The 22,516-nt window shown below is 58.6% G+C and carries 24 protein-coding genes; 18 read left to right on the forward strand and 6 right to left on the reverse strand.

Annotation, left to right across the window (positions count from 1 at the left end):
• Positions 1-89 precede the first annotated feature (89 nt).
• Both ACR0C5_RS11410 and ACR0C5_RS11415 read right to left on the reverse strand, forming a co-directional pair.
• Positions 90-980, reverse strand: a complete 891-nt coding sequence (locus ACR0C5_RS11410; protein WP_480876621.1) for an FAD:protein FMN transferase — start codon at positions 978-980, stop codon at positions 90-92.
• Entirely contained in the window at positions 977-3,040 is a 2,064-nt protein-coding gene (locus ACR0C5_RS11415; protein WP_480876624.1) for a 4Fe-4S binding protein, read from the reverse strand. The genes ACR0C5_RS11410 and ACR0C5_RS11415 overlap by 4 nt, the downstream gene beginning before the upstream one ends.
• A 197-nt stretch (positions 3,041-3,237) precedes the next feature.
• On the opposite strand from ACR0C5_RS11415, the gene pqqA reads away from it, so the two are divergent.
• The 10 genes from pqqA (at position 3,238) to ACR0C5_RS11465 (ending at position 10,063) form a co-directional block, all read left to right on the forward strand.
• Positions 3,238-3,345 carry a pyrroloquinoline quinone precursor peptide PqqA gene (pqqA, locus tag ACR0C5_RS11420; RefSeq protein WP_170537497.1) on the forward strand — a complete coding sequence of 36 codons (108 nt, stop codon included), beginning with the start codon at positions 3,238-3,240 and terminating at the stop codon, positions 3,343-3,345.
• A 27-nt stretch (positions 3,346-3,372) separates the two neighbouring features.
• Positions 3,373-4,260 (forward strand): pyrroloquinoline quinone biosynthesis protein PqqB, encoded by an 888-nt coding sequence (gene pqqB / locus ACR0C5_RS11425; RefSeq protein ID WP_480858995.1) that lies wholly within the window; start codon positions 3,373-3,375, stop codon positions 4,258-4,260.
• On the forward strand, positions 4,257-4,985 hold the full coding sequence (gene pqqC, locus ACR0C5_RS11430; RefSeq protein WP_170773581.1) for a pyrroloquinoline-quinone synthase PqqC: 729 nt from the start codon (positions 4,257-4,259) through the stop codon (positions 4,983-4,985). Before pqqB ends, pqqC begins: the two co-directional genes overlap by 4 nt.
• Positions 4,982-5,269 carry a pyrroloquinoline quinone biosynthesis peptide chaperone PqqD gene (pqqD, locus tag ACR0C5_RS11435; RefSeq protein WP_480876628.1) on the forward strand — a complete coding sequence of 96 codons (288 nt, stop codon included), beginning with the start codon at positions 4,982-4,984 and terminating at the stop codon, positions 5,267-5,269. The genes pqqC and pqqD overlap by 4 nt, the downstream gene beginning before the upstream one ends.
• Positions 5,266-6,345 (forward strand): pyrroloquinoline quinone biosynthesis protein PqqE, encoded by a 1,080-nt coding sequence (gene pqqE / locus ACR0C5_RS11440; RefSeq protein WP_170773577.1) that lies wholly within the window; start codon positions 5,266-5,268, stop codon positions 6,343-6,345. The genes pqqD and pqqE overlap by 4 nt, the downstream gene beginning before the upstream one ends.
• Before the next feature lie 126 nt (positions 6,346-6,471).
• The gene (paaA, locus tag ACR0C5_RS11445) at positions 6,472-7,467 is read left to right on the forward strand and encodes a 1,2-phenylacetyl-CoA epoxidase subunit PaaA (protein ID WP_170790034.1); all 996 of its coding nucleotides are present in this window, start codon (positions 6,472-6,474) and stop codon (positions 7,465-7,467) included.
• A 3-nt stretch (positions 7,468-7,470) separates the two neighbouring features.
• Positions 7,471-7,761, forward strand: a complete 291-nt coding sequence (gene paaB / locus ACR0C5_RS11450) for a 1,2-phenylacetyl-CoA epoxidase subunit PaaB (protein WP_170785990.1) — start codon at positions 7,471-7,473, stop codon at positions 7,759-7,761.
• Positions 7,761-8,522, forward strand: a complete 762-nt coding sequence (gene paaC / locus ACR0C5_RS11455; protein ID WP_480876633.1) for a 1,2-phenylacetyl-CoA epoxidase subunit PaaC — start codon at positions 7,761-7,763, stop codon at positions 8,520-8,522. Before paaB ends, paaC begins: the two co-directional genes overlap by 1 nt.
• Positions 8,523-8,527: 5 nt before the next feature.
• Positions 8,528-8,986, forward strand: a complete 459-nt coding sequence (paaD, locus tag ACR0C5_RS11460; RefSeq protein ID WP_170773569.1) for a 1,2-phenylacetyl-CoA epoxidase subunit PaaD — start codon at positions 8,528-8,530, stop codon at positions 8,984-8,986.
• A 9-nt stretch (positions 8,987-8,995) separates the two neighbouring features.
• The gene (locus tag ACR0C5_RS11465; protein ID WP_480876637.1) at positions 8,996-10,063 is read left to right on the forward strand and encodes a 2Fe-2S iron-sulfur cluster-binding protein; all 1,068 of its coding nucleotides are present in this window, start codon (positions 8,996-8,998) and stop codon (positions 10,061-10,063) included.
• On the opposite strand, the gene ACR0C5_RS11470 is transcribed toward ACR0C5_RS11465, so the two are convergent.
• Genes ACR0C5_RS11470 through paaI form a run of 3 tightly spaced genes read right to left on the reverse strand, consistent with a single transcriptional unit; the run spans position 10,060 to position 12,410 of the window.
• Positions 10,060-10,668, reverse strand: a complete 609-nt coding sequence (locus tag ACR0C5_RS11470) for a TetR/AcrR family transcriptional regulator (RefSeq protein ID WP_480876640.1) — start codon at positions 10,666-10,668, stop codon at positions 10,060-10,062. The two genes, ACR0C5_RS11465 and ACR0C5_RS11470, sit on opposite strands and share 4 nt — an antisense overlap.
• 4 nt (positions 10,669-10,672) lie before the next feature.
• Positions 10,673-11,974: a phenylacetate--CoA ligase PaaK gene (gene paaK / locus ACR0C5_RS11475; RefSeq protein WP_480876643.1), complete on the reverse strand. Its 1,302-nt coding sequence runs from the start codon at positions 11,972-11,974 to the stop codon at positions 10,673-10,675.
• Positions 11,975-11,984: 10 nt separating this feature from the next.
• Entirely contained in the window at positions 11,985-12,410 is a 426-nt protein-coding gene (gene paaI, locus ACR0C5_RS11480) for a hydroxyphenylacetyl-CoA thioesterase PaaI (RefSeq protein WP_480503814.1), read from the reverse strand.
• Between the two features lie 149 nt (positions 12,411-12,559).
• Here paaI and paaZ point away from each other — a divergent pair, with 149 nt between their 5' ends.
• From paaZ to ACR0C5_RS11500, 4 genes are all read left to right on the forward strand, one after another.
• Positions 12,560-14,611, forward strand: coding sequence for a phenylacetic acid degradation bifunctional protein PaaZ (gene paaZ / locus ACR0C5_RS11485; protein ID WP_480876646.1), 2,052 nt, complete (start codon positions 12,560-12,562; stop codon positions 14,609-14,611).
• A 23-nt stretch (positions 14,612-14,634) separates the two neighbouring features.
• Entirely contained in the window at positions 14,635-15,420 is a 786-nt protein-coding gene (locus ACR0C5_RS11490) for a hypothetical protein (protein ID WP_480876649.1), read from the forward strand.
• A gap of 149 nt (positions 15,421-15,569) precedes the next feature.
• Positions 15,570-16,433, forward strand: coding sequence for an SGNH/GDSL hydrolase family protein (locus ACR0C5_RS11495; protein ID WP_480876652.1), 864 nt, complete (start codon positions 15,570-15,572; stop codon positions 16,431-16,433).
• A gap of 23 nt (positions 16,434-16,456) precedes the next feature.
• Positions 16,457-17,341 (forward strand): SGNH/GDSL hydrolase family protein, encoded by an 885-nt coding sequence (locus ACR0C5_RS11500; RefSeq protein WP_170773553.1) that lies wholly within the window; start codon positions 16,457-16,459, stop codon positions 17,339-17,341.
• Here ACR0C5_RS11500 and ACR0C5_RS11505 read toward each other — a convergent pair.
• Positions 17,338-17,967, reverse strand: a complete 630-nt coding sequence (locus ACR0C5_RS11505; protein WP_170773551.1) for a response regulator transcription factor — start codon at positions 17,965-17,967, stop codon at positions 17,338-17,340. The two genes, ACR0C5_RS11500 and ACR0C5_RS11505, sit on opposite strands and share 4 nt — an antisense overlap.
• Before the next feature lie 218 nt (positions 17,968-18,185).
• Here ACR0C5_RS11505 and ACR0C5_RS11510 point away from each other — a divergent pair, with 218 nt between their 5' ends.
• From ACR0C5_RS11510 to ACR0C5_RS11525, 4 genes are read left to right on the forward strand one after another with little or no spacing between them, the layout of a single operon-like run.
• On the forward strand, positions 18,186-19,427 hold the full coding sequence (locus ACR0C5_RS11510) for a pyridoxal-phosphate-dependent aminotransferase family protein (protein WP_480876655.1): 1,242 nt from the start codon (positions 18,186-18,188) through the stop codon (positions 19,425-19,427).
• 28 nt (positions 19,428-19,455) lie between these two features.
• The gene (locus ACR0C5_RS11515) at positions 19,456-20,655 is read left to right on the forward strand and encodes a malate--CoA ligase subunit beta (RefSeq protein ID WP_170790024.1); all 1,200 of its coding nucleotides are present in this window, start codon (positions 19,456-19,458) and stop codon (positions 20,653-20,655) included.
• On the forward strand, positions 20,652-21,542 hold the full coding sequence (gene sucD / locus ACR0C5_RS11520) for a succinate--CoA ligase subunit alpha (protein ID WP_170773545.1): 891 nt from the start codon (positions 20,652-20,654) through the stop codon (positions 21,540-21,542). Before ACR0C5_RS11515 ends, sucD begins: the two co-directional genes overlap by 4 nt.
• On the forward strand, positions 21,542-22,513 hold the full coding sequence (locus tag ACR0C5_RS11525) for a 2-hydroxyacid dehydrogenase (RefSeq protein ID WP_170773611.1): 972 nt from the start codon (positions 21,542-21,544) through the stop codon (positions 22,511-22,513). Before sucD ends, ACR0C5_RS11525 begins: the two co-directional genes overlap by 1 nt.
• Positions 22,514-22,516 lie beyond the last annotated feature (3 nt).

Raw genomic sequence — 22,516 nt, forward strand, 5'->3', positions numbered from 1 at the left:
TCAGCGTCATGACCAAACGCGCCGTACAAGCCTGCGCGTAACCGCCTAGAAAAACGAACCCAAAAGCCCCGCAACAAAAGCGGGGCTTTTTATGTTTTAATAGATTGAATGGTACCGTCGTCTTGCACACAGATTGCGGTCGGATTGTCCGGCGATCGGGTTAAAGTGCGCGAGATTTCCGCAGCGTTCGCATGGCAAAAAGCCGTGGAAAGCGCGTCTGCCCAAGTGGCCGTGTTGGCGGTGACGCTGACGGTTGACCACAAGGCTGGATCTTGCCCGTCGGGGTTCAGGATGTGGGATTGAGTTCCTTCCAGGTACATCGCGCCAGGGCTGGAGGTTGCGACGGCACGGTTTTTGAGCGCGACCGTTTCTACCAGGCCATGTAGGGGATCAGCAATGCCCATAGTCCAGGGGCGGCCCCCTGCGTAGAATTCACCTATGTTGACCAAAACGCTGGACCATCCGGCCTGTTTCAGCGCATGTGCCACAAGATCGGTCGCATATCCTTGCGCGATGCCATTCAGCGTCAATGCCTGACCATTGTCCAGCCTGATCCGTTCGGCTGTGATGCTAACGCGTTCCCAACCGATCAGGGAGCGCGCATCATTCACATCCCCGCCCTGCCGCAAAGCGGCCCAGAGCGGTTGTACCGTTGGGTCAAACAGGCCTTTGGTCACTCGATGTGCTTGCCCGCAGATGCGCAACAGGTCCAGCATTTCGCGCGGAGGGTTCCTCAGCAAACCGGTCTTGTTGAGTTCAGATAGGACCGAGTTTGGATCATAGAGGCTGAACATCTCCTCGCATCGTTTGAGCAGCCTCTCAACGCGGGAAATGGCGATTTGGGCATCTTCGGGGGTGGCATCCAGGGTCAGGCTGACCTCGGCCCCCATGGCGTATCCCTGCCAGTGGATGGACCTCGCCGCGGCAGGCGTGGCCAGTGCGGCGGCGGATATAGTAAGGAAACGGCGGCGGGCGATCATTCGGCGGCGACCTTTCTGGCCTGACGTCGGGCCGCGACGATCAGTGGTACGCAGCGCTGTTTGTCATCGTGGATGGCGACGCAGTCGAGGCATTGGAAGCACTCGTCATATTGAATCTGGCCTGTTTTCTTAATCGCGCCGTATTTGCACTTCACACGGCAAAGCTGACAGGGAGAGCCGCATTCGGCGCGTCGATCGATCCAGTCGCGTCCGCGCAGAAGCCCACCGATCGCCAGAAATGCGCCCAGGGGGCAGACATAGCGACAGAAGCCTTTGAACAGGACCATGCCCAGCAGCAACCAGAAGACAGCATAAGCCACATAGTACCACTCGCGGATGAAGAACGTGGTGATGGCGGTTTTGAAGGGCTCGACCTCGGCGGCTTTGTCGACTTGATCAGGGGCAACGAAGACGGTGACGATCAGACCGCCCAGCACAATGTATTTCAACCACTTCAACCTTTGGTCCCAAACGCGAGAGGGTTCGATTTGCGGGATGCGCAGGGCTTTTCCGATATGATGTGCAAACTCTTGTAACGCGCCGAAGGGGCAGAGCCAGCCACAGAACAGCCCCCTGCCCCACGCGACGAGGCCTGCAATCGACACGGCCCAGATCAGCAGCGAAAACGGGTCGTATAGAAGGAACGCATAGCTGCCCCCGTCGAGGGCTGTTCTAAGCGTGCCCAGTACGGTGACAATGGAAAGCTGTCCCTGTCCCCACCATCCGACAAAGCCAACCACCACCGCCAGAATGGTCAGGCGCAGTGGTGTGAACATAGGTTGCGCGGCCAGTGCATTCATGCGCAGGCTCAAGATGCCAACAAGCACGGTCAGCAGGACACCAAGCACAATCATATCGTTTTGACGATTGCGCAGTGCTTCGAGCCAAGGTGGCGCGGGCTTGATTTGCACGGGGCGCTGAAAGAACCGCGCAGGGGTGACATGGGGGACGTCCATGGTGACCGAGCCGATCTCGGGTTGAAACATCCCGTGTTCGCGCACAGCCAGTACCTTAAGCACCCATTCCCGCGATGGATCGAAGCCCAGTCGCCGGTCGGTGCGCAGGATCATAGCGGTGCCGTCCGGCATTCCGTCGGCAAGCTCGACCAGCAGGTCTGCATCGCGCAGCGCGACAGGCAGTCCATCCTGTTCGGCCGAGATCCAATCGGGCGCGGTGTTGCGCACAAACTCGTCGCTGACCAAGCCGTGACGGGCGGTTTCGATCAGCAGGATCGGCTCATCATTGTCCGAGATTTCCATGAAGCGTTGAAGCTCATCAAAACTGTCTTCAGACAGGGCCGCGCGGGCGATGGATTTCGGTCCGAGGTCCAGAATCCAGAGGTCCAGGAACGGCTCGGCCGGGTAGTCCTGCGCTTCGGGATCGTCATCCTCCCACAATGTTCCAGCAAACAGCGCGTCGACCTCGGCATTACTGAGGGTCTTGTGGGTGGCGATGCCTTGATCAACCAGAGCGTCCCATGTCAGCGCCTCGTCATAGTCGGGGTCGGGATAGGCCGGGGGCGCGGTGGCCAGTCCCTGCATCTTTTCGCGGGCAACCGCCAAGGCGGCCCCCATGACAGATTCGTGGGCAATTCGGACGCTGGCCGTGGCCTTGGTGACGCCGTCGAGGTAAACAAGCTGTGAGCCGCTGGCGGCATCCCCATAGGGCGTGCCGACGACGATCGAGTCTGAAATAGACAGCCCGCCATACTGTTCGAAATACTTGTGGAACGGTGCCTGGCCCAGACCGGACACAAAAATCGGCTCATTATGGTCGATCAGTTGAACATCCAGAAAACGCCCTTCGAGATCGAGCACGACCAGCATATTGATGGGCGCGCCCGAAAAACCGGGCAGCGGGGCTAGTGGTTTTGTTTCAAAGACATAGCCCGCCTCGATCCCGCCAGAGTTGAGCAAGGAATAGACGCCGTCGTCGTTCAGGGCCTCGCCCAGCGAAAAGGGCGCGCGAACGAACGTCGCCAGTTTCTCACGTGGCAACGGCTCGGCCATGGCCGTCAGACCGCTTAGGATCAGCAAAAGCAGGGCAACGATCACGCGCATATACGCAACATTATATTTACGCCCCAAGCCGCGACATTCGACAAAAGTCCTAAGCCTTATCTACGACCCCAAGACGGTTGACGTGGTGGGGCGCGGCTCGGACACTGTGACCGGAGCGTACGACCAAAGCAGCATTTTCCGAAAATGATGTGGGTTGTAGGTTTTTTGAAATTGCCAGTCACTCATGGGAGGTAGCGATGACTTGGAGCACACCGAAACTGAAAGAAGTGAACTGCGGTATGGAGATCAACATGTATTCTCCGTCCGAGGATGAAGGCCGCGAGCACGAGCGCGACCTGTTCTGATTACGTGATCTCTAGCGGAGGCCCGAGGTGCATTTTCTGGTTCTTGGGGCTTCTGCAGGCGGTGGTTTACCGCAATGGAATTGTGGTTGCCGGAATTGCGAGGATGCCCGCAAGGGCCTTATCCCGCCTTCCGGCCAATCGTCATTGGCAGTCTCGCCTGACGGCGTTCGGTGGAGCATTCTGAACGCATCACCTGACATCCGGCAGCAGATGCTGGACAATCCGAAAATGCATCCCCGTGCGCTGCGCGACACGCCTGTGGCGTCAGTGTTGCTGACCAATGGGGATATCGACCATATCGCCGGGTTGTTGAGCCTGCGTGAACAGACGCCGTTTTCGCTGTTTGCAACGGGGGATATTCTGGATGTTCTGGCCCAGAACAGGATCTTCGATGCTGTGAACCGTGAAAAGGTCGAACGGACACGGATATCTCTGGATCAGGACTTTGCTTTGCAGGATGGGTTACAGGCGCGCTTGTTTGCGGTTCCGGGCAAAGTGCCTTTGTTCATGGAAGGTGACAGTGTTCAAACCGATCTCATTGGGGAGCAAACTGTTGGAGTGCGCCTGACGACAGGGGACAAGGTTGCCTATTACATTCCGGGATGCGCGCAAATCACCCCGGCTCTGCTGGATCAACTTGTGGATGCGGATCAGTTGTTCTTTGACGGAACACTTTGGGATGATGATGAGATGATCCGCACCGGCACCGGTATAAAGACGGGTCATCGTATGGGCCATATCTCGGTCAGTGGTGGGGACGGCTCGATCGAGGGCTTAAAGGGCATCGCGGCGGCCAAGACCTATATCCATATCAACAACACCAATCCTATTTTACAACCGGACGGGCCGGAGCGTGCCTTTGTCGAGGCCGCAGGCTGGACCATAGCTTATGACGGGCAGGAGATCACGATATGAGCCGAGAGAGCCTTGAAGCCCGTCTGCGTCAGATAGGGGCCGAGCGCTATCACGACAAACACCCATTTCATCATCGCCTGCACAGCGGTGAATGTACCCCGGATCAGGTGCGGGCCTGGGTGATCAACCGCTGGGCCTATCAGGCCGCGATCCCGATGAAAGACGCGGCCTTCATGTCGCGCTGCACCGATCCGGACATCCGCCGAGAATGGCGCTCGCGCATCGAGGACCACGATGGTGACGTTGACGAAGGCGGCGGCATCCGGCGCTGGTTGAAACTGGCCGAGGCGGTTGGGCTTGATCCGGACTATGTCGCCTCGGGGCGTGGGATTTTGCCTGCCACGCAATTCGCAGTGGATGCTTATGTGCATTATGTGCGTGAGAAGCCGCTGTTGCAGGCAGTCGCGTCCTCGCTGACCGAGCTTTTTGCGCCGAAGATTCATGAACAGCGGATCGAAGGACTGCTCGAGCATTACGATTTTGCCAATGCCGACAGCCTGTCCTATTTCCGCAAACGTCTGACTCAGGCCCCCAAGGATGTGGCTTTTGGTCTGAGTTGGGTTCTGGATCATGCCGACACGACCGAGAAAGAGGACATGGCCTGCGAGGCTCTGATCTTCAAAACCAATGTGTTGTGGGCGCAGTTGGATGCGCTGTGGTCGGCCTATGTTGAGCCTGGGATGATCCCTCCGGGTGCGTGGCAACCGGACGAGGGTTTGCTATGACGCTGGAACTGCGCCAGACCGACCGTCCATATCTGCCGCGCGGCGTGCGGGTGCAGCGCGATGAGGTGCGCGACCGGACGGTGTTGATGGCGCCCGAGAAGGTGATCGAGCTGGATCAGATCGGGATGGCCATCTTGTCCCGCGTCGATGGTTCTGCCCGGTTTTCCGAGATCGTGCAGGACCTTGCCGCAACCTATAACGCCCCGGCCGATCAGATTGAAACGGATGTGCAGCGTTTTCTGCAGACCTTGCGCAGCCGCGTTTATCTGATGGTGCGGGAATGAGTACCCCTGCCCCCATCGCCATGCTGGCCGAGCTGACGCATCGCTGTCCGCTGAGCTGCCCTTATTGCAGCAATCCGGTGGAACTTGAACGCAAAGAGACCGAGCTGGACACTGAAACCTGGAAAGACGTGTTCAAACAGGCCCGCGCGCTGGGTGTTTTGCAGCTGCATCTCTCCGGGGGGGAGCCCGCATCCCGCCGCGATCTGGAAGAACTGACAGAATACGCATCACAAATTGGGCTTTACACCAATCTGATCACCTCGGGCATCGGGCTGACCCCCAAAAGGCTGGACCGGCTGGAAGAGGTCGGGCTGGATCATGTCCAACTGTCGCTGCAAGGGACGAATGCCGCTTTGGCTGATCATATCGGCGGGTATCGCGGCGGGTTTGACCGTAAGATGATCGTTGCGCGCGAGATCCGGGATCGGGGCATTCCCTTGACCCTGAATGCCGTGATGCATCGGCAAAATCTGGATGATCTGGACCGCACGATTGAAATGGCCGTCGAATTGGGAGCACGCAGGCTTGAGGTTGCCTGTGTCCAATTCCATGGATGGGCTTTGAAAAATCGTGCCGCACTGTTGCCGACACGTGAGCAGACTCTGGCCGTGAAGGACACGGTCGCCAAAGCCGCGCAGCGTCTGCAAGGCGTTCTGGCGTTCGATTTTGTTCCGCCAGACTACTATGCGGATTTTCCAAAGGCCTGCATGGGCGGCTGGGGCTCGACCGGGTTGAACGTGACGCCAGATGGCACTGTTCTACCCTGCCACGCCGCGCAAACCATCAAACATCTGCAGTTTGACAACGTCCAAAATAAAATGCTGGCGGAAATCTGGCAAAACAGTCCGGCCTTCAACGCCTATCGCGGGACGGATTGGTTGCCGGAACCCTGCCAGAGTTGCGAGCGGAAAGAGATCGACTTTGGCGGCTGCCGCTGTCAGGCCTTGGCCTTGGCCGGGGATGCGGCTGCGACTGATCCGGTGTGTCGCAAGTCGCCCTTGCATGCGCAGGTCTCGGCCATTTTGCAGGAAGAGCCGGAAGCAGGTTCGAATGATCTGATCTACCGAAAGCTTTGATTTCACGTTCGGTTTTTTGCTGGTGAAAATATGTTACAAAAATATTGAATATTAGAAAAAATGTAACATAATAGAGGATGGGACGACTGAATCAGTCACCCTAGGGTGTGTAAGGAGGACGCAGCCATGTACGCGCAGATGGTACAGTCGACCGGAAAAGGTGTTCAGGACCGCAAGGAGATGAGCCCCGAGGATCAGGCCTTTCAAGACCGCATTGATCGCGGCGAAAAGATCGAGCCCAAGGATTACATGCCCGATGCCTATCGCAAGACGTTGATCCGCCAGATCGGCCAACACGCCCATTCCGAGATTGTCGGGCAACTGCCCGAAGGCAATTGGATCACCCGCGCCCCGACACTAGAACGCAAAGCCAATCTGCTGGCCAAGGTGCAGGACGAGGCCGGGCATGGGCTGTATCTTTATTGCGCGGCCGAAACGCTGGGGGTCAGCCGGGATGAGCTGGTCGAGATGTTGCACTCCGAGCGGATGAAGTATTCGTCCATCTTCAACTACCCCACCCTCACATGGGCCGATATGGGCGCGGTTGGTTGGCTGGTTGATGGGGCTGCGATCATGAATCAGGTGCCGTTGCAGCGCACCTCTTTTGGTCCTTACGCGCGGGCGATGGTGCGTATCTGCAAGGAAGAAAGCTTTCACCAGCGCCAAGGCTACCACATCATGATCAAGATGGCGAAAGAGGGCACCGCTGATCAAAAGCGCATGGCGCAGGATGCGCTGAACCGGTTCTGGTACCCCGCGCTGATGATGTTTGGGCCGTCCGACAAGGAAAGTGTGCATTCGGCGCAGTCGATGGCGTGGAAAATCAAGATCAACACCAATGATGAGCTACGGCAGAAATTCGTGGACGAAACCGTCCCGCAGGCCGAGTTCCTTGGCCTGACCATCCCCGACGAGAACCTGCGATGGAACGATGAGACCGGACACTATGAATTCAGCGAACCCGACTGGTCCGAATTCTTCGAGGTGATCTCGGGCAATGGCCCGTGCAATGTCGAGCGTCTGAACGCCCGGCGGAAGGCCTGGGACGATGGCGCGTGGGTGCGAGAGGCCATGCTGGCCCATGCCCGCAAATCCCAAAAACGCGCGCAAGCGGCGGAGTAAGCAATGACACATGAAAACGAATGGCCCCTGTGGGAAGTCTTTATTCGCGGCCAGCACGGTATGAGCCACCGGCATGTCGGCTCATTGCACGCAGCCGATGCGGAACACGCGATCCGCAATGCGCGTGATGTCTATACCCGTCGGAACGAGGGCGTCAGTATCTGGGTGGTCGAGGCCGCGAAGATCACCGCCTCCAGCCCCTCGGATAAGGGGCCTCTGTTCGATCCGGCGCGGGACAAGGTCTATCGTCATCCGACGTTTTACGACATCCCGGAAGAAGTTGGGAAAATGTGATGGCTCTGGAAAACCCCCTGTTCGAATTCCTGCTCAGACAAGGGGACAATGCCCTTGTGCTGGGGCATCGCACGTCGGAATGGTGCGGGGTTGCGCCAATTCTGGAAGAAGATATAGCGCTGGCCAATATGGCGCTGGACCTGATCGGTCAGACGCAGATGTGGCTGGGCTATGCGGGCGAGGTCGAAGGGACCGGTCGCTCGGCCGATGATCTGGCCTATCTGCGCGACGTCTACGATTTTCGCAACCTGTTGATGCTTGAGGTCCCGAATGGTGACTTTGGCCGAACCCAGATGCGTCAATTCCTGTTCGATGCGTTTCAGGTGCCTTGGCTGACGCGCTTGCAAGACTCCGGCGATACCCGCATTGCCGAGATCGCGGCGAAATGCGTGAAAGAGGCGCTTTATCATTTGGAACGGTCGTCCCAGACCGTGATCGCTTTGGGTGATGGAACCGAGGACAGCAGCGCGCGCATGGTTGAGGCGTTGATGTTCCTGTGGCCCTATAGCGGCGAGATGTTTGTTGATGACGCAACCGATCAGGCGATGGCCGATACGGGCGTTGCCCCCCTGCCCTCGGAGCTGCGCGCGCCGTGGTTGGAGACCGTCGAAGCTGTTGCGGCAGAGGCCTGTCTGACCCTGCCTGACAGCGACTATGCGCAGAAAGGCGGGCGTACAGGGTTCCGCCATACAGAACACCTGGGCCATATGCTGGCGGTGATGCAAACCTTGCAGCGCTCCTATCCGGGGGCCACGTGGTAGGTACGATGGCTGTCACCGAAGCGGAGGTCTGGGATTGGCTTGAAAACGTGCCCGACCCCGAGATTCCGGTGATCTCGGTCGTTGATCTGGGCGTGATCCGGGGGGTGGACGTCAGGAATGACAGTGTGACTGTGACGATCACGCCGACCTATTCCGGGTGTCCCGCCATGGCGGTGATTGCGTTGGATATAGAAACCGAATTGTCGCGCAACGGTATCGACAATCTGGACATCCAGATCCGTATAGCGCCGGCATGGACAACCGACTGGCTGTCCCCAAGAGGCCGCGCGCGGCTGGAGGAGTTCGGCATCGCCCCGCCGCAACCCGCAGGTGGCCCTGAACGGTGCCCGCATTGCAAATCTGAGCAGGTCGAAAAGATCAGCCAGTTCGGCTCGACCCCTTGCAAGGCCCAGTGGCGCTGCATGGATTGTCTTGAACCCTTTGACTATTTCAAATGTATCTGAGGTCCCGTTATGGCTATGTTTCATCCCCTTAAAGTAACGGACATCCACAAAACCATCCGCGACGCGGTGGTCGTGACCTTGAAACCCGAAAACCCCGAGCATTTTGCGTTTGCGCCGGGCCAGTATCTCACCTTCAAACGGGATTTCGATGGAGATGAGTTGCGCCGGTCCTATTCGATCTGCGCCGCCCCGCATGAAGGTATCTTGCAGGTTGGCATCAAAAGTGTGGATGGCGGTGCCTTTTCCACCTGGGCTAATACCGAGCTGCAAGTGGGCGATGTCATGGACGCCATGCCGCCGATGGGCAATTTCCATGCGGCCGCCAATGCCGATGCGCCGCACTACCTGGGCTTCGCCGGGGGCTCTGGCATCACGCCGGTGCTTTCGATCCTGAAAACCGCATTGACCGAGGACCCGTCGGCCCGGTTCACACTGGTTTACGCAAACCGTACCCCCAATACGATCATGTTTCGGGAAGAGTTGGAGGACCTCAAGAACCGCTTTCTGCACCGGTTGAACATCGTGCATATCCTGGAAGATGACAGTCAGGAGATTGACCTGTTCAAAGGCCGCGTCGATGCCGAAAAATGCGCGGCCCTGTTCCAGCACTGGATCGACATCAACTCGGTCTCTCTGGCCTATGTTTGTGGGCCAGAACCGATGATGCTGGCGATTTCGCAGTCGTTGAAAGATCACGGCCTGACCAAGGATCAGATCCGGTTCGAGCTGTTTGCTTCATCCCAACCGGGGCGTGCCAGAACCCGCGCTGTCTCGCGGTCGGTGGCCGAGAACGGTATCAAGGGGCGCGTCACTTTGGGCGGCGAAACGCGGCAGTTCACCATTCCCAAGGATACCAGCCTGCTCGAGGCCGCGCTGGCTGAAAACCTGGATGCGCCCCATGCCTGCAAGGCGGGCGTGTGCTCGACCTGCAAGGCGAAAGTGTTGGAGGGCGAGGTCGAGATGGTCGCCAACCATGCGCTGGAAGACTATGAGGTTGAGGCAGGGTTCGTTCTGACTTGTCAGTGCTTTGCACTGTCCGACAAGGTGGTCTGGGACTATGACGAGGCGGGGCACTAGCCCGCGTTCTGCACTCCGGGCAACCCGGCAACGGTTAGGCGCGCGATGGTTCTGGCATAGCCTTCGCGATCGGCCCGCGTGGATTTGGGTTGCCACATATAGTACCAGTTCAGCATTCCGAAGACTGACATTGTCACTTCGCGCAAAAGCTGCTGGTTATCTCCCAGCTTGCCGTCACTGATCGCGTTGAGAATAGCGCTCATCTGCGCGACCATGTCTTTTTGGTAGGCCTTCAGAACCTTCTGCATGTTCTGCGGCAGCAGCGACACGCCTTCGCTTTGGATTTTGTGTTCGAAATCCATGCCTTCATAGGCCAACAGGTATTCCCGCAGAACCAGTTGCAATTGATCTGCAGGGGGTATGCCGTCCAGATCAATGGCCGTGACGCGGCTGTTCAACTCGGACAGGTAAGTGTCCAGAATGTCGAACAGCAAAGCCTCTTTGCTGTCGTAATAGTGGTAGATGTTGGCCTTCGAAATCCCCGCAGCCTTAGCCACTTGGTTCATCGAGGCGCGCGCAATGCCTTCGCTTGCGAACACGCTGGCGGCGACCGACAGGATGCTTTGACGTTTCTGGTCGTGATCCTTTGCGATGGTGCGGGCCACTGGTTTAGCCCTTGGGTCTGTTGTCGATCACGCGGCGGGCTTTGCCCTGACTGCGTTCAACACTGCCGGGGGTGCCGACAGACACGGTCGCGCCGACGCCGATCGTGTCCCTGATCTTTTTGGCCAAGACCCCGGACAGGGCCTGTCTGGAGTCCTCGCTTGCCGCAGCCTCAACATGCACTGTCATCGCGTCCATGCGCCCGTCGCGGGTCAGTTCGATCTGGAAATAAGGGGCCAGATCAGGAGTTGCGAGAACCAGTTCCTCGACCTGAGTGGGAAACACATTCACGCCGCGTAGAATGATCATGTCGTCCGAGCGCCCGGTGATCTTCTCCATCCGCCGCATTGACCGCGCTGTGCCCGGCAACAGCCGTGTCAGATCACGGGTCCGGTAGCGGATCATGGGCAGGCCCTCTTTGGTTAGGGTGGTGAAAACCAACTCGCCCATTTCGCCATCCGGCAGAACTTCACCGGTTTCGGGGTCGATAATTTCGGGAAAGAAGTGATCTTCCCAAATATGCAGCCCGTCTTTGGTTTCGACACATTCATTGGCCACACCCGGCCCCATGATCTCGGACAGGCCGTAGATATCGACCGCATGCATGTCGAACGCCTCTTCGACCTCGGCACGCATGGCATTGGTCCATGGCTCTGCGCCAAAAATGCCGACCTCCAAAGAGGTGTCACGCGGGTCGATCCCCGCCGCGTGGAATTGTTCCAGGATGTTGAGCATATAGGACGGCGTCACCATGATCGTGCTGGGGCTGAAGTCTTGAATCAGCATCACTTGCCGCTCGGTCATACCGCCCGAGACCGGGACGACAGTGCAGTTCAGATTTTCCGCACCGTAGTGTGCACCCAAGCCGCCGGTGAACAGGCCATAGCCATAAGCGACTTGCACAGTATCACCGGGTTTGGTGCCGCTGGCGCGCATTGATCGGGCGACCAGATGGGCCCAGTTGTCGATATCCGTGCGCGTATACCCGACCACGGTTGGCTTTCCGGTGGTCCCGGATGAGGCATGAAGGCGCAGGATCTGATCCTGCGGCACGGCGAAAAGCCCAAACGGATAATTGTCGCGCAGGTCATTTTTGTAGGTAAATGGGAATTTGGACAGGTCGCTCAGGTCCGTCAGGTCATCCGGGTGAACCCCTGCTGCATCGAACCGTTGTCGATACATGCGCACATTGTCATAGGCGTGTTTCAGTGACCATCTGAGCCGCTGTAACTGAAGCGCTCTGATTTCATCCAGAGACGCAATTTCGATCGGGTCGAGCGTGTCTCGGGCCGGTGTCAGGTCTTTCATGGGCGCCTCCCTATTCTTCGAACAACTGTCCGGGCACGGCCCGAGAGCCGCCGCGGAATTCAGCGATCACAGCGTCGCTTTGGTTGGTGACGGTCACGTCATAAATGCCGCTACGCCCGGTCAGAGCGACCTCGCGCGCGCGGGCCGTCAGGCGGTCGCCCAAGCGGCCGGGCGTGATGTAAGAAATCGTGTTGTGTTGGGCGACAGTGGATTGATTGCGGCTGTTGCAGGCAAAGGCAAAGGCGCTGTCGGCCAGCATGAAGATCAGCCCACCGTGGCAAATCCCGTGCCCGTTGACGTGGTGTTCTGCGACGGTCAGGGACAGCTGCGCCTGCCCCTCATCCACCATATCAATCTGCATACCTGCCCAGGGGCTGGCATTGTCCGAGGCCCACATGACCCGGGCTGCACGTTCGGCGCGCTCTCTCGGGGTCATGATGGCACCTTTGGACGTCTGTCAGGCGCGTTATCCAGCACGATATTCTCCTTGATCTTTGCCCGTCCTAAATCTAAACATTCCATAAACCGACCGGTAGGTCAATTAATCAGTGACGCCTTGCCGGTCCTTATCGCGAGGATCGCCAGATGAATATTCAGGACGTGCACAGCTATGTTTGCGGGCAATGGATCGGCAGCGACAGCACCGCACGCGAGATCCATTCGGCCGTTACCGGTGAGCTGATCGCGCGCGCCGGAACCAGTCACTTGGATGTGGGCGCGATGCTGGTATACGCGCAGACTAAAGGCGGCCCAGCCCTGCGCAAGATGAGCTTTCACGACCGGGCCAGAATGCTTAAGGCGCTGGCGCTGCATCTGGGTCAGCATAAACAAGCGCTTTATGACGCCTCTTTCGCGACAGGGGCGACTCAAAGAGATCACATGATTGATGTCGATGGTGGGATCGGCACGGTTTTGGTCATCGCCAGCAAGGGTCGGCGCGAGATGCCCGATGACACGATCTATCTGGACGGCCCGGTTGAACGTCTGTCGCGGCAGGGTACGTTTTTGGGCCAGCATGTCTGCACCTCGCTGGCCGGTGTGGCCGTTCACATCAACGCGTTCAACTTCCCTGTCTGGGGGATGCTGGAAAAGCTGGCTCCGACCCTGCTGGCCGGTATGCCCGCGATTGTGAAACCGGCCACCGCGACCTGCTATGTGACTGAGCTGTGCGTTCGGATCATGCTGGACAGTGGTCTGCTGCCCGAAGGGGCCGTGCAGCTGGTCAGCGGCAATCTGGGCCCGATACTGGATCATCTGGGCGGGCAGGATGTCGTCAGCTTCACAGGCTCGGCGGCGACGGCCCGCAAGCTGCGCAGTGCGCCCAGTATTCTGGACAACGCCACCCGCTTTGTGGCCGAGCAGGACAGCCTGAACGCGTCAGTCCTTGGTCCGGACGCAGTGCCCGGAACGCCCGAGTTTGACTTGTTTATCAAGGAGGTCCAGCGTGAGATGACCGCGAAAGCCGGGCAGAAATGCACCGCCATCCGCCGCATCATGGTGCCTGAGGCGCATATCGACGCGGTGTCAGATGCCCTGCGGGATCGGTTGAGCTCGGTCGTGATCGGGAATCCGGCGGATGAGAAGACTCAGATGGGAGCGCTGGTTTCGCAAGCGCAACGCCGTGATGTGTTGGAAAAGGCGGCTCTGATCGGGCAAGAGGCCGAGCGTATTTTCGGCGACCCCGATGATTTTACTGTCCACGGCGCCGACGCAGACAAAGGGGCATTTGTCCCGCCGATGCTGTTCCGCTGTAATACGCCGGATGCGGCCCAAACTCTGCACGCGGTCGAGGCCTTTGGTCCTGTTTCTACCGTGATGCCCTATCGGGATTTGGATCACGCGATTGAACTGGCCAACAAGGGCGAGGGCAGCCTTGTGGCTTCGGTCATCACACATGACCCCGAGGTCGCGCGCCAGTTTGTGATTGGTGTCGGGGCGTTTCATGGGCGGCTCTACCTCAACAACCGCGACTCGATGAAAGAAAGCACCGGCCATGGGTCCCCCCTGCCCCACATGGTTCATGGCGGCCCTGGTCGCGCAGGCGGCGGCGAAGAGCTGGGCGGCATACGCGGTGTAATGCACTATATGCAGCGAACTGCCGTACAAGGCAGCCCGGACCTGTTGACGCGGATCGGCAAGAAATGGGTGCCGGGGGCGACTGAGGCCACGGACCGCGCCCATCCCTTCATCCGGACGTTCCACGAATTGGAGGTCGGTGAGACGCTGGTGACGGACCCGCGCGAGATATCGTTGGGCGATATTGAAACCTTCGCCCATTTTACCGGCGACACGTTTTACGCGCACATGGACGAGGCAGCGGCCAGTCGAAATCCGTTCTTTCCGGGGCGGGTTGCCCACGGATACCTGCTGCTGAGTTTTGCGGCGGGGCTGTTTGTACAGCCGGACGAAGGCCCGGTACTGGCCAATACCGGCCTCGACAATCTGCGGTTCCTGAAACCGGTGCAGGCGGGCGATAGTATCCGCGTGCACCTGACGGTCATGCAAAAGACCCCGCGCAACCAGGACTATGGTGAGGTGCGCTGGCATGTCTCGATCCGCAACCAAGAGGACGAGCTGACCGCCGAATACGAGTTGCTGACTATGAACGCCTATGCGCAGCCTGATCCTGCGGGATAAACGTAGCCACGTGGCCCGTCGGCATGGTATTCAAAGGGGCGCAACAGAGTGTACCCCTTTGGAAAGACCCACATTTGACGCCTGCCGAGACATTGATTGAAGACCTTAGCGCGCTGGAGCCGATCAAGACCTGGTCCCTGATCGTGACGCTGTTTGGTGATCTGAATGGTCAGCCCGTCACCGGCAAGCAACTGGGTGCAATTCTGGGACGGGTCGGGATCAAGACCGAAGCCATGCGCGTTGCCCTGCACAGGCTGCGCAAGGACGGCTGGATCGTATCCACCAAAATCGGCCGCGAAGTGACCTATAGCCTGTCCAGCCATGGTATGGCCGAAACCCGCGCGGTCTATGAGGACGTGTACCGTCAGGATGTTAAATTTCCCGATGGTTGGTGTGTGGCTTTGACTCGACAGGATTGTGAGCCGAACGGCGCGATGATCCGTCTGGACCGGGCATTGTTTCTGGTGCCGGTATCCGAGGCTACGCGCACCGATCAGACACGGCTGCGGTTTGAACCCGAGCCCGTGCCCATGTGGTTCGCCGGCAAGATTGTTGCACCGCAGACCATAACGCATGTGCAGCGTCTTCATGATCTGGCGGGACGCATGGATTTTCTGACCCTGCCCGCCCTGCCCCAAGCCACGATACGCCTTCTGCTTCTGCACCATTGGCGCAAAATTGCGCTGCGAGGGTCAAGCTGGGCTCATATCTCACTATGTCCAGACGGCCCGCTTGCGCTATGCCATCAACGTGTTTCGGGTTTGTTGGCCGAACTGCCCAAACTTTCAACGGATCACTTGACGATGTGAGATCGACTCCGTCGTGCTCACCGATGCAACAGCGCAACGAACCCTTTTTGTAACCTGGTGTTGATTGGTATTTCATTGCCCAATACGCCATCTTTTACCGATCAGTAAGAAAACGGGTTGAAATTTGACCGCACGATCAAGGTGACTGCGTGACGACAAAGATAGTTTCATTTCTAAACGCAGCGCTGGTTTCGGTGCTGATGTTGGGCGGCCACTCGGCCTCGGCACAGCCAGATATTCTGGTGCTTGGGGATAGCCAGATCTCGTTCGGGGCGGGCAAGGAATATGTTCGGTTCTTTGCGGAATTGCCGAACCGCTGCGAGATGACGCAAAAGCGCATCAAACTGCTGGAAAAGCTGGGCACGCGCCAGACGGCGGCCATCGGGGTGCGGTCGACATCGCTTCAATCATGGACCTCGACCAGCGGGCCTACGCGCGGTGCCATTTGTGACGTTGACAAGAAATACGGCGTGAATGCAGGCGCCTACGGCATCGACGGCAACCCGGACCGAGTGTTCATCCAGATCGGTAAAGGCAAGTCCTATCAGTTCTGCAAGCCGAAACAGACCGCCTTCGAGTCGATGTTTGCAGATGGCTACTATGACCCTGACCTGCTGATCCTAACCTTTCTGGGCAATTCTGCGGACAGATGGGCAAACTCACCCGACGCGGCCGAAGAGGATGTGCGGCGGACTTTAGCTCAGGTGCCTGAAGATACGGCATGTATCTATATCTCCAGCGCGCCGGTTTACCTGAAAAAGACCAATGACAAGCGGATGAAAGCGCAAACCGCCATCGCCCGCGCGTTCGACCGCGCCGATGCGCAGTGTATTGCGGTTGAGGGGTTCAACGCGAAAACACGTGCGGCAATCGAAGGGAAGCCCAAGTTTTTTCGCCGCAACGATGCCGGTCGCGTCAAAGACCCGCATCATCCCAGCAACGCCGCCATTCGCCAATTTTTAAAGATCAACACGACCGAGTTTTGCGACGCCATATTCTCGGCCCTTGAATAAAGAGACCGCATAAAGGGGGAAACATGCAGTTTCTGACAAAAGCACTGAGCCTTGTCATAGGCGCGTTGATGATGGTGCCTGCAGCGCAGGCGGAACCTTTCGACTCGCCCGAGATTTTGATTATCGGTGACAGCCAGATATCTTTCGGGTCAGGCCCGGCATTTCTAGAGTTTTTCAGCGACATAAAAAGCCATTGCAAACCAAACGCCCAGCAAAAAAGCCATCTGAAACGTTTGGGGAAGATGCGCGTGGGTGTCATTGGTGTTCGTTCCAGCTCGATCAGCGCGTGGACGGCGCGATCGGGGGCCGGAAAGGACACGATCTGCAAGGTCGATCCGAAATGGCGGGTGAACGCGGGTGCCTATGGTTTTGTCAACAATTCCGACAAGAAATTCGTCCAGATCGGGCAAGGGCGCGAATACCAGTTCTGCGCGCCGGGGACCTCGCCTTTGGAGCAGATGCTGCGCGAGGATTACTATGACCCAAAGCTGATACTGATGTCATTTCTGGGCAATTCGGCCAAACGTTGGGCCAACAGCCCCGAGGCCGCGATCCGCGATGTGCAGCGCCTGAAAAGCCAGCTGCCGCCGGATTTGCCCTGTATCTTCATGACGACGGCACCGGCCTATAAGAAAAAGATCGTGGACCTGCGTCTGCGCGCGCAGGAAAACCTGATGAAGGCGTTTGAGACCTCTGGCCTGCGCTGTTCTTTCGTGCCGGGGGCGACGCCGGAAACCGTTGCGGCCAATCAGGGTAACAAAGAGTATTTCCGGCTGAACAAGAAAGGGCTGGTCAAGGATCCCTACCATCCCAACGAAGCGGCCGCGAAAAACTTCTTTGCGCTTGAGATGGATCAGATTTGCACGGCCATTTTCACCCAGATCGAACCGGTGAAAGAGCAGAGCTAGTCCGATGCCGTCTTGGACGAATAGTAGAAAGCAATTGCCTGGGCCCGGTTCTTGACCGAGAGCTTTTCGTAGATGTTGGACAGGTGAAACTTCACCGTGTTGGCCGAAATTTGCAGCTCTTTCGATAGATCACGGTTGGATAAGCCTTTGGCCAAGGCTTCAAGGATTACAATTTCCTTGCGCGACAGGCTTTGCAGCGGGTCCCTTTGCATTTTGCGCACGTCGATAAATGGGAACACCATCTTGCCGCGCGCAACGTCGATGCAGGTTTCCAGCAGCCCCTCGACCTCGCCCGAGCGCGAGGCGAACCCGGCCGCCCCCGCCTGCATCGCCAATCGGGGGATTTCTCCGCCGTCATCGCCATAGACGACAAAACGCGGCGGGTTCTCTTGTTCGCGCAGGACCTCGATCAGCTTTGCAGCACCAAGAACGGGCAAATTCCACGAGATCACGCAGATTTTGACCGGCACCCGCATGATGGCACCCAGAAACCCTTCGGCCGTTGCTGACGTAGCGACCAGAGAGAATCGGGGGTCACGCTCGAATATTTCAGACATGGCCGACAGAACCAGCGGGTTGTTGTTGGCCAGCATGACATCAATGGGGCGTGAGGCGGCATCGGACATTGATTTTCCCCGAAAAATTACAAAAACTACCCGTATGGGTAGGCTCAAAATCCGTATACAACGGCATATTTACCAGAATGGGTAGTTTCTTGCCCACCCCAACAGATATCCAAAGGCAGTAGTAAGTTACGTTGCGTGACGAGGCAAGATTCGATTTTCCTCACCCTCAACACGTCTGGCCGGGCGCCCCCAACCCCGGTCGTTTTGGAGGATCGAACGTGACATTTCAAATCTACCCTACCCTCGAAATCCCTGAAACACTTGCTGCGGGTCCTGGCCCCGGCAATACGGATGCCCGGGTTTTGCAGGCATTCGCCAGTGCCGGTGTTGCCGACCATATGCAGGGCGACGTTCTGCGCGGTATGATCGAATGCAAGCACATGCTGCGTCAGATCTGGGGGACTGAGAACACCTATACTTTCGCTGTCGCCGGAACCGGTTGGAGCGGGCTGGACACCATGTTCTCGGCCGTGATGCCGGGTGACAAGGTTGTCGCCTTTACCAACGGCACCTTCTCGGGCATCGATGCGCTGACCCTGCGGATCAAAGCCGCCACCCCGACCGAGCACGCAGCAAACCCGCTGGACCCGCAAGCTGCCAGCGTCACCGTGATTGAGGTGCCCCATGGCCAACCCGTCACCGGCGAGATGGTCGACGAGGTTTTGGCGCAGCATAAACCGAAATGGGCCTTCATGGCGCACTGGGAAACCGGTTCGGGCCGTGTGAACGATATTCAGGGCTTTTCGGACGCGTGCGAACGTCATGGCGCGATGGGCCTGATCGACGCTGTGTCGTCTCTCGGTGTGTCGGATTTCCGCATTGACGATTTCCCTGGCGTCGCAGGATGGGCGTCGTGTCCGCAAAAAGGCCTGTGCTGCCTGCCGCTGACCTATGCACCAGTCAGCTTTACCGACGCTTATATCGAGGTATTGAAGACGTCGGGCGCTTATTCCTACGTTCACAACCCGATCTTCGAGGCACGCCACTGGGGCATCGTCGATGGACAAGATGTCGAGAAAGGCACTTACCACCGCACCCATTCGGGCTATGCCGTGGCCGCCTTCCATGAATCCCTGCGCCTGACCCTGATCGAGGGGTTGGCCAAACGTGCCCAATCCTACAAAACGCACGAGGCCGTGCTGCGCGATGCCGTGACTGTGATGGGATGCCAGGTGACGTCGGATATGCCCAGCCTTGTGGTGTTGAACCTGCCGCCGGAACTGGCCGGTCGTGAGATGGAGCTGGTGCAGAATTGTCGGGCACAGGGATTTGGTATCTGGCCGACGCTCAGCGCGCCTGTTCAGGTCCGGATTGGCATCCTGAACCAGCTGAACCACCAGGCCATCAGCCACATCGTGCGCCTGTTCGGCCAAGCGGTGCAGGACATGGGCGGCTCGGTTGATCTTGAGGCGGTCGAGGCCCTGCTGGAAAGCCGCTACGGCACGTCGATCGCGGCCTGACCGCGCTGCATGAACGGGAGGAATGCAGATGGATATCCATGAATATCAAGCGAAAGAATTGCTGTCGAAATTTGGTGTCGAGACCCCTTCGGGGGCCTTGGCCTACAGCCCCGAACAGGCCGCTTATCGCGCGCGCGAACTGGGCGGTGACAAGTGGATCGTCAAGGCGCAGGTCCATGCCGGTGGGCGTGGCAAGGCCGGTGGCGTCAAGCTGTGCAGCTCGGAAAGCGAAATCCATGCGGCCTGTGACGACATGTTCGGCCGTAAGCTGGTCACGCATCAGACCGGGCCCGAAGGCAAAGGCATCTACCGCGTCTATGTGGAATCCGCGGTGCCGATTGATCGTGAGATCTATCTGGGTTTTGTGCTGGATCGGTCCAGCCAGCGGGTGATGATTGTTGCCTCGTCTGAAGGCGGGATGGAGATCGAGGAAATCTCAGCCGAGCGTCCCGACAGCATCGTGCGCTCGATCGTTGAACCGGCGGTGGGCCTGCAGGAATTCCAGGCCCGCGAGATCGCGTTTAAATTGGGGCTTGAGCCGAAGCTGACCCAACACATGGTCCGCACCTTGCAGGGTTGCTATGCCGCTTTCAGCGAGCTGGACGCAACTATGGTCGAGATCAACCCGCTGGTCATCACTGGCGACGACCGTGTGTTGGCACTGGACGCGAAGATGAGCTTTGACGACAACGCTCTGTTCCGTCGCCCTCAGATCGCTGAACTGCGCGACAAAAGTCAGGAAGACCCGCGCGAAAGCCGCGCGGCGGATCGGGGCCTGTCTTATGTCGGGCTGGATGGCAATATCGGCTGCATCGTGAACGGCGCCGGTCTGGCTATGGCCACGATGGACACGATCAAGTTGGCCGGTGGCGAGCCTGCGAACTTTCTGGATATCGGTGGAGGTGCCTCGCCCGAGCGGGTGGCCAAGGCCTTCCGGCTGGTTCTGTCAGATGACAATGTTCAGGCGGTTCTGGTCAATATTTTCGCCGGTATCAACCGGTGCGACTGGGTGGCCGAAGGTGTCGTGCAGGCGCTGCGCGAGCTTGAGATTGACCTGCCAGTTATCGTGCGCCTTGCGGGCACGAATGTTGAAGAAGGTCAGAAAATCCTGGCCAAGTCGGGCCTGCCGATCATCCGCGCGACGACACTGATGGAAGCCGCCGAGCGCGCCGTAGGCGCATGGCGCAACGATTTGACCCAAAACACCAAGATGAGGGCCGTGCAATGAGCATTCTACTGGACCGTGATAGCCGCGTGATCGTTCAGGGCATCACCGGACGCATGGCACGCCTACACACTAAGGATATGGTGCAGTACGGCACCAATGTCGTCGGTGGCGTTGTCCCGGGTAAGGGTGGCGAAACCGTTGAAGGTGTGCCCGTCTTTGACACCGTCAAACAAGCGGTCGAGGCCACCGGCGCCGATGCCAGCCTTGTCTTCGTGCCGCCCCCGTTTGCGGCGGATTCGATCATGGAAGCCGCAGATGCCGGTATCCGTTATTGCGTCTGCATCACCGACGGTATCCCGGCGCAGGATATGATCCGCGTCAAACGCTACATGTACCGCTATCCCAAGGACAAACGCATGGTGCTGACCGGCCCGAACTGCGCTGGAACCATCAGCCCCGGTAAGGCGCTGTTGGGGATCATGCCGGGCCATATCTACCTGCCTGGCAATGTGGGCATCATCGGACGCTCAGGCACGTTGGGCTATGAAGCCGCAGCGCAGTTGAAAGAGCGCGGCATCGGTGTTTCGACCAGCGTCGGCATCGGCGGCGACCCGATCAACGGCTCGTCCTTCCGCGATATTCTTGAGCGTTTCGAACAGGATGAAGACACTGAGGTTATTGCTATGATCGGCGAGATCGGCGGCCCTCAGGAAGCCGAAGCGGCGGAATATATCCGCGATCACATCACCAAGCCCGTTGTGGCCTATGTCGCGGGTCTGACCGCGCCCAAGGGCCGGACGATGGGCCACGCAGGTGCAATCATCTCTGCCTTTGGCGAAAGCGCCAGCGAGAAGGTGGAAATCCTGTCGGCGGCGGGCGTGACCGTGGCCGAAAACCCGGCAGTGATCGGTGAAACCATCGCTCGTGTCATGGGAAAGGCTGCGTGATGGTCAAACCTTCGGTCCTTGTCACCCGTCGCTGGCCTGCCGCCGTCGAGGCGCAACTGGCCGAAAGCTACAACACCGTGCTGAATACCGGGGACATTCCGATGTCCCCGGCCGAGATCCGCGACGCGCTGAAAAAATACGACGCGGTTCTGCCCACTGTGACCGATACGCTCAGCGCCGAGGCGCTGGACGTGCCCGCCGCGCAAACCAAAATCCTCGCCAATTATGGCGTTGGCTATAGTCATATCAACGAACCGGCCGCCCGTGATCTGGGCATGACCGTGACCAACACGCCAGACGTCCTGTCCGAATGCACCGCCGATCTGGCCATGACGCTGTTGCTGATGGCCGCCCGTCGCGCCGGTGAAGGTGAGCGCGAGCTGCGCGCAGGTGGCTGGACCGGCTGGCGCCCGACCCATCTTGTGGGCACCAAGGTCAGCGGCAAGACGTTGGGCATTATCGGTTTTGGCCGCATCGGTCAGGAAATGGCCCGCCGCGCTCATCACGGGTTCGGCATGAACATTCTGGTGCAAAACCGCAGCACGGTCTCGCCTGACGTACTGAAGCAATTCAACGCAACACAGGTCGACACGGTGGACGATTTGCTGCCGCAATGCGACTTCGTCTCGCTGCACTGCCCCGGTGGGGCCGCGAACCGTCACCTGATCAACGGGCGCAGGCTGGACCTGATGAAGCCTGATGCCTTCCTGATCAACACTGCGCGCGGTGAGGTGGTAGACGAGCATGCTCTGGTGCAGTCGCTGATGTTCGAAACCATCGGCGGGGCCGCGCTGGATGTGTTCGATGGCGAGCCGCGCATTAGCCCGGACCTGCTGCAATGCGACAATCTGGTGATGCTGCCGCATCTGGGCAGCGCCACCCGTGAATCGCGCGAGGCCATGGGCTTTCGCGTGTTGGACAATCTGGGCGACTTCTTCGCAGGCCGCTCACCCCGAGACCGCGTGATCTAACGC

It is taken from the genome of Ruegeria sp. N8 (assembly GCF_056531325.1).